Below are 14,475 nucleotides of genomic sequence, written 5' to 3'. Positions count from 1 at the left end.
TTTATTATTTTGAAATCAATTTGGATAAACTAGTATTAGTCTAATGATTGATTTTCTTGATTGGCTTGTTTTGATATCGCGATATACTCTACAGCAGAAATGTTTCCGTAATAAAAATTCAAAGGATTGACTACTTTGCCATTTTTATGCACTTCATAATGTAAATGAGGCGCCTCTGATCTCCCGGTACTTCCTACGTAACCTATAATGTCGCCCCGTTTAATTCGTTGTCCCGGCTTGCAATTGTATTTACTTAAATGAGCGTATAATGTTTCGTATCCATAACCATGCCTAATCACAATATGATTCCCATAACCGGATGCTCTATTATTTGCCTCGTCAACTACACCGTCACCAGTAGCAAAAATGGGAGTGCCTTGTTTTGCTGTAAAGTCCATACCCTCATGCATTTTCCTTGCTTTTGTAAATGGATCAGTTCTATATCCAAAACCAGATGCCATGTGTTTCAAATTTTCATTTCGTACCGGCTGAATGGCAGGAATGGCTGACAGTAATTTGTTTTTTTCTTTGGCTAATTTTAAAATAGCGTCCAGCGATTTAGATTGTATAGCGAGCTCCTTTGTCAATATATCCACCTTTTTAGTTGTAGTTATGACCAATTTCGAGTTGTCATATCCCTCCAATTCCTTATATCGATTCACATCTGCAAAACCTGATTTCCGCTCCTCCTCAGGAATGGGCGCCGTATTAAAATAGGTTCGGTATAAATTATTATCGCGCTCCTCAATTGCTTCTATCACTACATCCAATTGCTCCACTTTTCTATCCAAAACAGCATAATTCAGTTTCAGGTTGGCGATTTCACGTGCCAAAAGTCGGTCTTTTGGAGTTTCAAAGTAGGGAGTGTTTAACAGTACTACAAAACTCAAAAGCCCAAAGAGCGATGAGGCTATTAAAAACAAGATTACAAAGCCAAATTTCTTTCTTTTTTTAACCTTGATTTTGCGATAAGCCAGATTTTCAGAATCGTAATAATATTTTACTTTCGCCATGTTTTAAAATACCCTATTTTTGTGCCTCGTTAAAAGGTTAGTTGAACAAATTTAAGAAATGTTTCACTCGTAGCACTCCTTTTTCGCAATAAAATAATTAAGGCCTTATCCAGCTGTACGTTTCAAGTTCTCGATAGGTACTCTTTTTTTTTCTAATGAACCCGCAGGAGCTTCCTCTGGTCGCTCTGCCGCTTCAAGAAAAAATAAAGTCCCTATTCTCGAAGCTTTCCACTACCATCTGGGGCAATAGAAATTAAAAGATTGAATGATTGAAAGATTGAAAAAATCAATTCTAAATAATCTTTCAATTTTTGAATATTTAAATGTTTAAATAAAAAAAATGAAATCACAAGACATTCGAAAAGCGTATTTACAATTCTTTGAAAGCAAAGGGCACCTTATTGTTCCATCGGCACCAATAGTGCTTAAAGATGATCCAACCTTGATGTTTAACAACTCAGGGATGGCTCAGTTCAAAGAATATTTTTTAGGAAATGCCGTTCCTAAAAGTAATCGTGTTACCGATACCCAAAAATGTCTTCGTGTTTCAGGAAAACATAATGATTTAGAAGATGTAGGTTTTGATACCTATCACCATACCATGTTTGAAATGTTAGGAAACTGGTCTTTTGGTGATTATTTCAAAAAAGAAGCTATTCCTTGGGCTTGGGAGTTTTTGACTGATGTTTTGAAGTTAGATAAAAACCGTTTGTATGTTTCTGTTTTTGAAGGAAACGAAGCCGAAAACGTGCCTTTTGATCAAGAAGCATTTGATATTTGGAAACAATTTGTTCCCGAAGACCGTATTATTCTTGGAAATAAAAAAGATAACTTTTGGGAAATGGGCGACCAAGGACCTTGCGGACCTTGTTCAGAAATCCACATCGATTTACGATCAGACGCCGAGCGAGCGGCTGTACCGGGTTTTAGCCTCGTTAACGCAGATCATCCACAAGTAGTTGAAATTTGGAACAACGTTTTCATGGAGTTCAACCGTAAAGCCGATGGTTCACTTGAAAAATTACCAGCACAACACGTTGATACCGGGATGGGTTTTGAGCGTTTGTGTATGGCTATGCAAAATGTGACTTCTAATTATGATACGGATGTTTTTACACCGCTAATCACTAAGGTGGAACAAATCACAGGATTTAAATACACGACTAACGATGTCATTCTGAGCGATAGTGAAGAAGCTCAAAACAAAACGAATATCGCTATCCGTGTGATTGTAGATCACGTTCGTGCTGTAGCTTTTGCTATTGCTGACGGACAATTACCCTCAAACACGGGAGCAGGATATGTAATTCGTCGTATTTTACGTCGTGCTATTCGTTACGGTTTTACATTTTTGGACACTAAAGAGCCGTTTATCTTTGAATTGGTAGCTGTGTTAGCAGATCAAATGGGCGAATTTTTCCCTGAAATTAAAAAACAACAAACATTAGTCACTAATGTAATTCGTGAAGAAGAAGCTTCTTTCTTGAGAACTTTAGATCAAGGATTACAATTGTTAGACAAAGTAATCGCTGAAACTTCTGGTAAAGAGGTAAACGGTGCTAAAGCATTCGAACTTTACGATACTTTTGGTTTTCCAATCGATTTAACAGCCTTAATCTTGAGAGAAAGAGGTTTTAGTTTGGACGAAGCTGGTTTTGATAAAGCCATGCAAGAACAAAAATCACGTTCTCGTGCCGCTTCAGAAGTGTCTACCGATGACTGGAAAATTCTGGTTGAAGGCAATACCGAAACATTCGTAGGTTATGACCAAGTAGAAAACGAAGTGAAAATTACGCGTATTCGTAAAGTCGACTCTAAAAAAGATGGAGTTTTGTATCAGATTGTTTTAGATGCAACACCATTTTACCCTGAAGGAGGTGGACAAGTGGGAGACAAAGGAATTTTAGTTTCTGCAAATGAAACAATCGAAATTTTAGATACAAAGAAAGAAAACAACCTGATTTTACATTTTACAAAGCAATTACCCGAAAATGTAAATGCTAGTTTTATTGCTAAAGTCAATACTGACTTAAGAGGATTGTCCTCTAAAAATCACTCTGCTACGCATTTAATGCACCTGGCATTACGTACTGTTTTAGGTACACATGTTGAGCAAAAAGGGTCCTTAGTTAATCCTACTAATTTGCGTTTTGACTTTTCGCATTTCTCTAAAGTAACGGATGAAGAATTACAGCAAGTAGAGGATTTCGTCAATGCTCGAATTCAAGAGCAGTTACCGTTAATCGAAAGACGAAACATCCCAATTCAGCAAGCTTTAGACGAAGGCGCTATGGCTTTATTTGGTGAAAAATATGGTGACAATGTTCGTGCTATTAAATTTGGAGATAGTATGGAATTATGTGGAGGAATCCATGTGAATAATACGGGCGATATTTGGTCTTTTAAAATAGTCTCTGAAGGAGCTGTGGCAGCAGGTATCCGTCGTATCGAAGCGATTACAGGCGATGCAGTTAAAAAGCATTTTGCAAATCAAGAGGAGTTGCTATCAGAAATAAAACTTTCTCTAAAAAATCCTCAAGATATTTTAAAGGCAGTTACATCTTTGCAGGAAGATAATGCCAAGTTAAAGAAACAGTTAGAAGCGATGTTGAAAGACAAAGCGAAGAACATGAAAGGTGATTTGGTCAAAGAAATTCAAGAAATAAATGGCGTACAATTTTTAGCAAAGCAAGTCGATTTAAATCCAGAAGGAGCAAAAGATTTGGCTTATGAATTGGGAACCTTAGGAACAAACGTGTTTTTAGTTTTGGCTACAGCCGAAGAAGGAAAACCGATGCTTTCATGCTATATTTCTAAAGAGTTAGTTGCCGACAAAAATTGGAACGCAGGTCACGTAGTTCGTGAACTTGGTAAATTCATCCAAGGTGGTGGAGGTGGGCAGCCTTTCTTTGCAACAGCAGGAGGGAAAAATGCTGCAGGTATTACAGAAGCACTTGCGAAAGCAGTTGATTTTGTGAAATAAAGTAGGAATTAGCAGAAGTTTAAAAATAATAGGCATGGAATTTGTAACTTTGGACACTATAAGTTAGATTTTTGTGTTATCTCAAAGGTTCTATTAAGTATATAAACAGACTAGTAAATGAAAAATATAAATAAATTTTGGTTTTTGGCTGTCCTATTGGTTCTTCTTTGCTCCTGCGCAAATGATAAAAGCGGTTCCTCTAAATTAGTGACAAAAATAATCGAGACAGCTGAGGACAGTAGTAAAACAACAACTTTGTTCACGTACAAAGGTGATGAGATTGTAAGTTCAGATAATAGCAAATTACATATTGAGTATAGTTATAATGATGGATTGGTTAGTAAAATAGAAACTACTACAAAAAGCGATCAATCTAAACTTACAACTGACTATATATATGAGAAAGGTAAGCTAGTTTCTTTGAAGTCATCTGATGGTTTAGTTGTTAACTTTACACATGAATCAGATAAAACAGTTCTTTATCAAGGATTTTCTGTAGATGCTACTGAGAAACAAACTAAAAAATTTCATGGCGTACTAAGTTTTGCTAATGGTAATTTAATGAAGGATAGTAGAATATTAGATACGACTCCAGCTGATGTAATCAGTAAAGAGGACGTAAGTTATGAGTACGATTCGAAGAAAAATCCTTTTCATAATGTAATCGGATTTGATAAACTATTGCTTCAGTTCGAACTTTTTTCTCTAAATAACAGTCTGATTAGTGTGGTCGAAAATAGCACTACAAACACCAAAGATGATCAGGTTATGTCATCTGCAAAATTTCATAAAAGAGTATTCAAATACGATGAAGAGGGTTATCCAACCGAGCAAATTACCGAAAACGCAACAAATAACGCTGGTTATTTAAAAACAGAATATTTTTACGAATAAATCAAATTAGATTTATAATGCAATTTAGAACCCAAATACCCATTTCTAAAAGTAGTTATCCAATTGACTATAATTCTAAAGTGGTGTCTTTGGGTTCTTGCTTTGCCGAAAATATGGCTTCCAAGTTGCAATACTTCCAGTTTCAAAATTTTTGTAATCCATTTGGGATCATCTTCAACCCTGTTTCAATTGAAAAATTAGTAAGTCGGGTTGTAGTAAATAAGTATTTCACTGAGGAAGATGTTTTCTTTCATAATGAACGCTGGCATTGTTTTGAAGTTCATTCAGAACTTTCAAGCCTTGATAAAGAGACTCTTTTAGCAAGCATCAATCAATTACTAGATGCCACTAGACTTTATGTAACGCAGGCATCCCATTGTATTATTACCTATGGCACAGCTTGGGTCTATCGCTCCAATGCTACTAATTCAATTGTGGCTAATTGCCATAAAGTACCTCAAAGAGAATTTAGGAAGGAGTTGCTATCAATTGCAACAATTCAAGAGAGTATTAGAAACACCATTCATCTTATTAAAACAATAAATCCTACTATAAGTTTTGTATTTACAGTTTCCCCTGTGCGGCACATTAAAGACGGTTTTGTTGAAAATCAACTAAGCAAGTCACATTTAATTAGTGCGCTTCATGCAGCAATTGAAGCTGAAGGAATAGCAAAAAGCAATTACTTTCCTAGTTATGAAATTATGATGGATGAGCTACGGGATTATCGGTTTTATAATGAAGATATGCTGCATCCAAATACGGTTGCAATTGACTATATTTGGGAACGATTTGTGGAATCAACAATTGCCGAAAAGACCAATGATACAATGAAGGAGGTAACAACTATTCAAAAGTCCTTGCAGCACCGATCGTTCAATCCACAATCAGAAAGTCATCAAAAATTTGAAGCCAATTTGCAAAATAAAATTAGTAAATTGACTTCTCTTTATTCACACATGAAATTTTAAATATGTTAAAGCGACTCTTGATATTTGCAGGTTTAATAGGAACAATAGTGTTGTTGTTTAAATTTTGCGATTTTAAAAAATCTGATGATTCGACATCGATAGATGGTGCTGGACTAATTCAACAGCAAATTCTGAACGTAGGAAAGCTAATCGTTACCGAAGGGCATTTCTCTGAAGTGATCACCTATAAAAACCAAGAAAAGTACTTAATGGGAATCGTTTCTTTTGATAAAAAAGCCTTGGTAGTTGTCAATGCAGATGTTACGGTGGCTTATGATTTACACCAAATGAAATACGATATTGATGAGGCGAATAAAACCATTTCAATACTATACATTCCAAAAGAAGAGATCAAAATCAGTCCTGATATTAAATTTTATGATGTTGAACAAAGTAAGCTGAACCCGTTCACGGGCGATGATTATAATAAAATCAATGCTTCGGTTAAAGCTAGTTTAGCAAAAAAGATTCAAAAATCTACACTAAAATCAAACGCTCAAAATAGATTAATTAGCGAATTGTCGCAATTATTGATTACAACAAAAAATTTGGGTTGGGTATTGAAATACGATGGTAAAGTGATTCAAAGTGATTCAGAACTTGGTAAGCAAATCAAGTTGTAAGCATTGAAATAACTATTTTTTTACCGTAATTCACAACTTGTAAATAGCTCAATTTAGGTATTGACAATCTAAAAATAAGACAGCAAAAGCTTTCAGGTTAATCTCCTGATTTGCGTGATCTTTCCTCAGTAGCTTTTTCGGGCTCCAAGTTATTCTTTGCAACAGGCACATAGTCTACAAGAATAATTCACGAATTCGCGGTCAATTTCCACAGTATTCTTTTTCTTTAATATTATTCTATGCAAGAGGCACATAGTCTACAAGAATAATTTGCGAATTAGCGGTCACGTTTATAATATTCTCTTTACTTCGAAACCATTCTATGCAACAGGCACATAGTCTACAAGAATAATTTGCGAATTTGCGGTCAATTTTCATAGTATTCTTTTTCTTTAATATTATTCTATGCAAAAGGCGCATAGTCTACAAGAATAATTTGCGAATTTGCGGTCATGTTTTACAATATTCTTTTCTCTTCGAAACCATTGTTAGTAAGATACAAAAAATCTACAGGAATAATGTTATCCTATTTTACCATGCTCACTTATTCTGAAACAAGGATAAATTACTGCTTTTCAGTCAGTTATAACGAATTAATTTTTAATGCAAAAACCGCAAACTCAATCTATAAATAGTATGAATTTGCGGTTTTTATATAAAAGTCTCATTTAATTAAGTTCTTCAAATAGTGTGTGAAATTAATCTTTTAGGCCGTTGCTTTCTCAAAAATTAAGTCCAAGCCCCCAGCGATCAGATGAGCCACTTCGGGTCTTTTTGTTTTTTGTTGCTCCAAGTACTTCAATACTTTATCTAATAATAGCGAATCGTTGCGCTCCTTCAATAGCTCAGCTATTTCTACCGAAAGTAACCAATCTTTTGGGTGGTTTTGCTGTACACTTTCAAATATCGTGCTTAAGTCAGCTGTATTGTCTTTAGAATTTCTAATGAGTCTAACCGACTGGTATAAAATTTCTAAATCGTCACGTTCAGCTGTTTGTTGTGCTTTAATGGTTGTACTTGAAGGCATGTGCGTAATCAAGTCAAAGCTGTTTACATCAGCTGGACCCGAGAAAGCCGAAACTACTTTTTTACCTACTGCCATATCATAAACGCCCCAGTCTGGTTGAAACAAAATAGTGTCTCCATGAGTTACCGTACAGTTTTTAAAACGGATTAGGATAATTTCTCCTTGTAAGTTTCTTGATCCTGTTACAATTTCACCTTCAACGATGATTCCTCCTTCAAATTCTAGTTTTACAGTTTTAGATTCTAGAATATCGTAAGCATTTAAGTCCTTCGGACTCATGTCTTCGATGGCCAAGTTGATGCCTTCTAATTTTCCAATTGGACTACCAAAACCATCAGGATGAGTCAATGTTCCGTGACCAACTAATTCTTTTTCGCGGTAAGCTAATGCTGTTTTTCCTGTTGTTTGCACGTAAATAGGTTTGCCGTCCTGCGCAATCACGTTGGTAAAAACACCTGAAATTTGCAAGCCTGTACTCAACTCAACGGTTCCTAGAGCAGCCGAATTAATTAGCTTTTCAATCCCTGACAATCCTCCCGTGCGCAATGCCATTTTATTGGCAAATTCTTCTAAAACTAAGTTTAAGTATGCAAAAGTAGGTGTGACGTACAATTGTGGTTGTAGTTTTGTGATGTCAAAACTTTGGTAAGCAGCTGATATGTCATAAGGAATTTTAGTTACTTTGTCTGTCATGCAGTAAGCACTTTCACCTATCGATGACAATAATCCCGCACCATAAATCTTGGGATTTTCTACTGTTCCTATCAAACCATATTCGACAGTCCACCAGTGTAGGTTGCGTATTTGTGCCATTTCTGACAACTCTCCCATGTTGTTTTGTAAGTCTTCAACCGCTTTTTCGGCAGCATCAATCGTAGTTTGCGGTGTTCCTTCAGCCTCTTTTACAATTGATAAAAGTCGGATCGCTTCGTACATTTCGTAATCCTTGCTAGACGAAATCGCCTTGCAGCCTATTTCTCCAAAACGGCGTAAATATTCAGCATATTCAGGATTAGCAATAATAGGAGCGTGACCGGCACCTTCGTGAATAATATCGGGAGCAGGCGTGTATTCAATATGTTCAAGTTGACGAATATCTGATGCGATAACTAACACGTTATAAGCTTGAAACTCCATAAAAGCATTAGGCGGAATAAATCCATCCACAGCTACAGCAGCCCAACCAATTTCGGTTAAAATTCGGTTCATTCCATACATACTCGGAATGTTATCTACCTCAATTCCGGTTTTTTTCAAACCTTCCAAGTACGAACTGTGCGCCACTTGCGAAAGATAATCTACATTTTTACGCATCACATAGCGCCAAACCGCTTGATTGATCGGCGTGTAATCGCTATAGTCTTGAGCTTTAATAAATTGCTTTAAATGTTTTGGTAATCGGTCTAATAAGGGATTACTTTCAATTGTTGCATTCATATCGAAAACGTTGTAGTTTAAGATACAAAAGTACGAATTCTAGAAGCCATTTCCCGCTTTTCATTGCAAGTTTTTGTACGGCCGTTGGTTTTTCCAAAGTTGGGGCAGGAGCTTCCTTTGGTCGCTCTGCCACAACAGGAAAAAACAAAACAACGGCCGTTACAAAAAGCTTTCCATTTCAATCGGGGCTAGGGCAGAAGTGCTTAAATTGAAAATGTAGTATTCAAATTATTTTTTTAACGTTCCTATCTATTTGTCATTCTGACGAAGGAAGAATCTAATCGAAAATGGTTTGTTTTTAGTCAATGATTTAGCCTTTTGTAAAGGGGGTGAAATAGGACATACGCACTAAGATTGCTTCGTTCCTCGCAATGACTGGGTGGGTGGATTGGTGAGAGTTAGTTTCGTGTTTGATTGGAGTAAAATGGACAATGATTATCAATCAGATTAATCGTAATAAGTCCCTAGCCATTTGTCATTCTGACGAAGGAAGAATCTAATCGAAATTGGTTTGTATTTTTTTAGTAAATGATTTGGCCTCTTGTAAAGGGATGAAATAGGACATACGCACTAGGATTGCTTCGTTCCTCGCAATGACTTGGTGGGTGGATTGTTGAGAGTTTGTTTCATGCTTGCTTGGAGTAAATTGGTTATTATTCAAATTACTTGCAAAAAGTCCCTAGCCATTTGTCATTCTGACGAAGGAAAAATCTAATCAAAATTGGTTTTTATTTTTTTAGTAAATGATTTGGCCTCTTGTAAAGGTATGAAATAGGACATACGCACTAAGATTGCTTCGTTCCTCGCAATGACTACTGGGTGGATTGGTGAGAGTTAGTTTCGTGTTTGATTGGAGTAAAATGGACAATGATTATCAATCAGATTAATCGTAATAAGTCCCTTGCCTTTTGTCATTCTGACGAAGGAAGAATCTAGTCGAAAATGGTTTGTATTGTGTTTTATAAATAATTTAGACTCTTGTTAAGTAGTTGATTAAGGACATTCGCACTAAGATTGCTTCGTTCCTCGCAATGACTTGGTGGGTGGATTGGTGATGGTTTATTTCATGCTGGATTGGATTAAAAAGCAGGTTGGTTATCATTCAAAATACTTGCAAAAAGTCCCTAGCCATTTGTCATTCTGACGAAGGAAGAATCTAATCGAAAATCGTTTGTTTTTAGTCAATGATTTAGCCTTTTGTAAAGGGGTGAAATAGGACATACGCACTAAGATTGCTTCGTTCCTCGCAATGACTAATGGGCAATAGGTAGTTTATCTTGGTTAATTAACTTCGAAAAGTAATATTTGGGTTTTTTGTTTATCCGAAAAATTGTTATCCGACACGAATAGTATCGATTGTTTACCATTGGCGAGTTTGGGACCAAAGGTGATTCCCTCAATATTGTCGATAAAAATACCTAAATCATCCATATTCAGAATAAGCTTTTTGGAGGCTAGATTTACAGTATCGTTTTTAAGAGAAGCAATGTTTTTTACATTCGTAGCGGCAGTAAAATCACACAAATATACCTTTATGGTACATGCTTGTCGTCCTACGGAGTAAGAGCGTTCCACAATTAAAAGTTGGTTTTTATCGTAGTACTGCATCGTGGATACTCCGTTTACAGCGAAAGCAGTTTTAGGATTTGGCTCATGAGCAATTGGATCCAATAGGTAGGCATATTGTGCCGTATTTTGGGTGGATTTGGAATCAAAAAGGTAAATTCTAATAGGGCCGCCTTTGGCCGTTGTTGCCTGATCGCCATCTTCGTATAATGGTTCTTCTACATTGGTATAAATGCTTTTAAAGTCACTACTAAAAGTAATTCCTTCTAGGACACCATTGCTTCGTGGGCCTTTTTCTTCTCTTTGCATGTTGAGGTTGGCAGGTAAGCTAAAGTCGTTTACAAAACTACCTGTTAGTGATGCCGTTTGTAAGGACGGGTTTTGAATAACAGCAAAATCTTTCGCAATCACGCGTGCACCTTCGCTGCTCCAAACTACTGATTTAGTTTTTGGATTGTAGCGCATTTCCTCCGGGTCTATAGAGCTGTCAGGATATTTTTCCCAATTGCTGTAGGTTGCGCCCTTGGCATTTTTTAGGCTAACTACATTTTCAAAATTTATGTTGTGTATGGTATCGGCTTCGAGTTTGATTTTGGCAGTGTAAAATCTAGCATCATTGTAAACAGACCGATCATCGCAAATGAAATAGTATAGATCATTTTTAGAATCATAATCAATACTTGATAAGCCACCAATAACACTATTTTTGAATTCTTGATTGAATGGAATTTCAATGCTATTAATGAATTTTAGAGTAGGGTTAGTCTTGTTGGTGTTTGCTACTTTTACAGTAGAACAAGAAGTTAAAATAAGGAATAAAAGGGCGAGATATGGTGCTGTGCGCATAGCATTTATTTTAGATTTAAAAGATCGCCGTTTTGTGCCGAATCTCTAAAGTAGTTGATTTTGTAATGGAACATGTCGGCCATGTTTTTGGCACGCATTTTTGCCTCGTCGGCGATAGGACCTGTATATAAACGATCTACTGTTGCAATAAAAATTTCCATCCAACGGTCAAAATGCTCTTTATTTACTGGTAAATGTTTGTGTGGAGGAAACGGACTACCGGAGTAGGTGTGAACTTCTAGTAATATCGTTTGCCAAAACCGATACATTTTTTCAAGATGTTCTGGCCAACGATCTCCTATTTTTTCGTTAAAAACAGGGCCAATAAAAGGGTCTTTTTGAACTGTAGTGTAAAAGGAATCCACTATTGATTTGATGTCCTCGAGAGTAGAAATATCTGTTTTTGCTGTCATGATGCCGTATAAAAAAAGCCTACACAAAGGTAGGCCATTTTTTGATAATTATTTTTAGGATTGTGGAGGAAATTGTGCCATTATTTTAGCAACAAATTCGTTAATTCGATTCTCCTTTTCGGCTTGGTTTTTAGTAAGATAGCCAACACCTTCTCCTTGCCAAATTAGTTCTTGCTTTTTGGCATCGATTAGGTCAATAAAAAGTGTACCCTCTGTGTTGGAAGTCGCGATCGTTTGTTGGCCTCCCCACATATAAGGATTCCATCCCCAACCCCAACCGTATCCCCAACCTGCATTGAATTGGTTGACACTTACTTTTTCTCTCTCTTTGGTAAAAATATTTATTAACAGATCAGGATTATCACTTTTGGTCATCCCTTTGTTGCTTAATTCGGCATCAATAGCGCGCAAAATTCTCTTTTTATCTAATTGTGAAATCTCCACTTTGTCAATTCCGTTTTTGTGGAAAGCGTAGGTTTTATATTGTTTAAAATCAATATTTTTATCAAAATCAGAATTTACTTGAATAGAGCTACATGAGCCTAAGACAAATAAAAGCAAAACGGGTAAGAGTTTAATTGTTTTCATGGTTTGGGTATTTATGTTTTTAAAAATGTTCTAGAATTAAAAGTTACTCTAAGGTAAAAATTTAAATTTTTTCAAAACAAAAACATTTAAACTTTAACGTCGAAATTAACTATTGATTAAGCTATCATCTACAAGGTTTGGAATAGTTACTTTTAATAACGGCTGTAACTCCATAGCTCTTTTTATTGCAAAAATGGCTCCTTCATTGCGCGCCCAACTTCTTCTGGAAATTCCGTTGTTCACATCCCAGAAAAGCATTGAGGCTAAGCGCTTTGATGCTTCTTTAGTGCCATCAAGAACCATACCAAAACCACCGTTAATGACCTCTCCCCAACCTACACCTCCACCATTGTGAATTGAAACCCAAGTAGCACCACGGAAACTATCTCCAATCACGTTTTGTATCGCCATATCAGCAGTAAAGCGAGATCCATCATAAATATTAGATGTTTCTCTGTAAGGAGAATCGGTGCCGGATACATCGTGATGATCGCGGCCTAATATGACCGTGCCGATTTCCCCTTTGGCAATAGCCTGATTAAAAGCTTCAGCAATTTTTACACGTCCCTCTGCATCAGCATATAAAATTCGAGCCTGCGAACCAACAACTAAGTTGTTTTCTTGAGCACCTTTGATCCATTTTATATTGTCTTGCATTTGTTGCTGAATTTCAGTGGGTGCTGTTTTGGCCATTTCCTCTAAAACTTCGCATGCAATCTGATCTGTTTTTTGTAAATCTTCTGGTTTTCCTGAAGCGCAAACCCATCGAAAAGGACCAAAGCCGTAGTCGAAGCACATCGGTCCCATGATGTCCTGAACGTAACTAGGATATTTGAAATCAATATTATTTTCGGCCATAATTTTTGCGCCTGCACGTGAAGCTTCCAATAAAAAAGCATTACCGTAGTCAAAAAAATAAGTTCCCTTTGCAGTATGGTTATTAATGGCATCGGTATGTCGGCGTAATGTTTCTTGCACCTTTTGTTTGAATAATTCTGGGTTTTCAGCCATCATACTATTTGCTTCTTCGAAAGAAATACCAACGGGATAGTAACCTCCGGCCCAAGGATTATGAAGCGAACTTTGATCACTTCCTAAATCGATCTGAATATTTTCCTGATCAAATTTTTCCCAAACATCCACGATATTTCCCAAATAAGCTAATGAAACCACCTCATTATTGGCTTTCGCCAAAGCCACTCTGCTCACCAATTGATCTATATCTTCAATGACTTCGTTTATCCAACCTTGACTATGACGAATATGGGTGATTTTGGGATTTACTTCAGCGCAGACGGTGATGCAGCCTGCAATATTACCTGCTTTAGGTTGTGCTCCACTCATTCCTCCTAGACCTGAGGTTACGAATAAACCTCCTTGAGGAGCTTTTTTTATTTTTCTGAAGCCATTTAAAACGGTGATTGTTGTGCCATGAACAATTCCTTGAGGTCCGATATACATATAGCTTCCGGCAGTCATTTGCCCATATTGAGAAACGCCAAGGGCATTCATCTTTTCATAATCATCAGGTTGCGAATAATTAGGTATGACCATTCCGTTTGTGACAACTACTCTTGGTGCTTCTTTATGAGAAGGAAATAAACCCATCGGATGACCTGAGTACATTGTTAAAGTTTGGTCTTCGGTCATTTCAGACAAATACTGCATGGTTAATAAGTACTGAGCCCAGTTTTGAAAAACAGAACCATTACCTCCATATGTAATTAGTTCATGAGGATGTTGAGCAACAGCATAATCGAGATTGTTTTGAATCATCAACATTATGGCTTTTGCTTGTTCGCATTTTCCGGGATATTCCTCTATGGAACGGGCACGCATTTCATAATCAGGTCGCAAGCGATACATATAGATTCGGCCGTAAGTAGCCAGTTCTTCCTTAAATTCAGGTACTAATTCAGCATGATGTTTTGCGTCAAAGTAGCGTAAAGCATTGCGAAGCGCTAGCTTTTTCTCCTCTGCGGATAAAATATCTTTCCGTTTTGGTGCGTGATTGATTGTATCGTCAAAGGGTTTTGGTTGTGGTAATTTTGAAGGTATTCCTTGCTGGATTTGCTCTTTAAAAGTCATTTTAAAATGTGTATTTGTTAAATAGT

The 14,475-nt window shown here is 36.6% G+C and carries 10 protein-coding genes; 4 read left to right on the top strand and 6 right to left on the bottom strand.

Features of this window, described 5'->3' with window-relative positions; translation table 11 throughout:
• Positions 1-35: 35 nt before the first annotated feature.
• Complete coding sequence (locus ACZ2G0_RS00420) at positions 36-1,013, bottom strand: M23 family metallopeptidase (RefSeq protein ID WP_470308520.1); 978 nt, start codon at positions 1,011-1,013, stop codon at positions 36-38.
• A 340-nt stretch (positions 1,014-1,353) separates the two neighbouring features.
• Here ACZ2G0_RS00420 and alaS point away from each other — a divergent pair, with 340 nt between their 5' ends.
• The 4 genes from alaS to ACZ2G0_RS00400 all read left to right on the top strand — a co-directional run bounded on the left by alaS (position 1,354) and on the right by ACZ2G0_RS00400 (position 6,484).
• Entirely contained in the window at positions 1,354-3,996 is a 2,643-nt protein-coding gene (gene alaS / locus ACZ2G0_RS00415; RefSeq protein ID WP_470308519.1) for an alanine--tRNA ligase, read from the top strand.
• A gap of 117 nt (positions 3,997-4,113) precedes the next feature.
• A complete protein-coding gene (locus tag ACZ2G0_RS00410) occupies positions 4,114-4,890 on the top strand; it encodes a hypothetical protein (protein WP_470308518.1) in 777 nt (258 codons plus the stop codon).
• Positions 4,891-4,907: 17 nt separating this feature from the next.
• Positions 4,908-5,861 (top strand): GSCFA domain-containing protein, encoded by a 954-nt coding sequence (locus ACZ2G0_RS00405; protein WP_470308517.1) that lies wholly within the window; start codon positions 4,908-4,910, stop codon positions 5,859-5,861.
• 2 nt (positions 5,862-5,863) lie between these two features.
• Complete coding sequence (locus ACZ2G0_RS00400; RefSeq protein WP_470308516.1) at positions 5,864-6,484, top strand: DUF4230 domain-containing protein; 621 nt, start codon at positions 5,864-5,866, stop codon at positions 6,482-6,484.
• Positions 6,485-7,190: 706 nt separating this feature from the next.
• Here the strand turns inward: ACZ2G0_RS00400 and ACZ2G0_RS00395 are convergent.
• The 5 genes from ACZ2G0_RS00395 to ACZ2G0_RS00375 all read right to left on the bottom strand — a co-directional run bounded on the left by ACZ2G0_RS00395 (position 7,191) and on the right by ACZ2G0_RS00375 (position 14,449).
• Entirely contained in the window at positions 7,191-8,948 is a 1,758-nt protein-coding gene (locus ACZ2G0_RS00395) for an aromatic amino acid hydroxylase (RefSeq protein WP_470308515.1), read from the bottom strand.
• Between the two features lie 1,281 nt (positions 8,949-10,229).
• Positions 10,230-11,360 (bottom strand): esterase-like activity of phytase family protein, encoded by a 1,131-nt coding sequence (locus ACZ2G0_RS00390; protein WP_470308514.1) that lies wholly within the window; start codon positions 11,358-11,360, stop codon positions 10,230-10,232.
• A 5-nt stretch (positions 11,361-11,365) separates the two neighbouring features.
• Entirely contained in the window at positions 11,366-11,773 is a 408-nt protein-coding gene (locus ACZ2G0_RS00385) for a group III truncated hemoglobin (RefSeq protein ID WP_470308513.1), read from the bottom strand.
• A 54-nt stretch (positions 11,774-11,827) separates the two neighbouring features.
• Positions 11,828-12,361 (bottom strand): DUF4136 domain-containing protein, encoded by a 534-nt coding sequence (locus ACZ2G0_RS00380; protein WP_470308512.1) that lies wholly within the window; start codon positions 12,359-12,361, stop codon positions 11,828-11,830.
• 105 nt (positions 12,362-12,466) lie between these two features.
• Positions 12,467-14,449 carry a urocanate hydratase gene (locus ACZ2G0_RS00375; protein ID WP_470308511.1) on the bottom strand — a complete coding sequence of 661 codons (1,983 nt, stop codon included), beginning with the start codon at positions 14,447-14,449 and terminating at the stop codon, positions 12,467-12,469.
• Positions 14,450-14,475: the final 26 nt, after the last annotated feature.

This window comes from Flavobacterium sp. KKT103 (assembly GCF_055640565.1).
The sequence above is the reverse complement of the archived record's forward strand: the minus strand, read 5'-3'. Positions and strand labels throughout refer to the sequence as shown.

Bases quoted from the DNA above. Each gene is read 5' to 3' on its own strand.
- ACZ2G0_RS00420 (WP_470308520.1), bottom strand. From the start codon at position 1,013: ATGGCGAAAGTAAAATATTATTACGATTCTGAAAATCTGGCTTATCGC.
- alaS (WP_470308519.1), top strand. From the start codon at position 1,354: ATGAAATCACAAGACATTCGAAAAGCGTATTTACAATTCTTTGAAAGC.
- ACZ2G0_RS00410 (WP_470308518.1), top strand. From the start codon at position 4,114: ATGAAAAATATAAATAAATTTTGGTTTTTGGCTGTCCTATTGGTTCTT.
- ACZ2G0_RS00405 (WP_470308517.1), top strand. From the start codon at position 4,908: ATGCAATTTAGAACCCAAATACCCATTTCTAAAAGTAGTTATCCAATT.
- ACZ2G0_RS00400 (WP_470308516.1), top strand. From the start codon at position 5,864: ATGTTAAAGCGACTCTTGATATTTGCAGGTTTAATAGGAACAATAGTG.
- ACZ2G0_RS00395 (WP_470308515.1), bottom strand. From the start codon at position 8,948: ATGAATGCAACAATTGAAAGTAATCCCTTATTAGACCGATTACCAAAA.
- ACZ2G0_RS00390 (WP_470308514.1), bottom strand. From the start codon at position 11,360: ATGCGCACAGCACCATATCTCGCCCTTTTATTCCTTATTTTAACTTCT.
- ACZ2G0_RS00385 (WP_470308513.1), bottom strand. From the start codon at position 11,773: ATGACAGCAAAAACAGATATTTCTACTCTCGAGGACATCAAATCAATA.
- ACZ2G0_RS00380 (WP_470308512.1), bottom strand. From the start codon at position 12,361: ATGAAAACAATTAAACTCTTACCCGTTTTGCTTTTATTTGTCTTAGGC.
- ACZ2G0_RS00375 (WP_470308511.1), bottom strand. From the start codon at position 14,449: ATGACTTTTAAAGAGCAAATCCAGCAAGGAATACCTTCAAAATTACCA.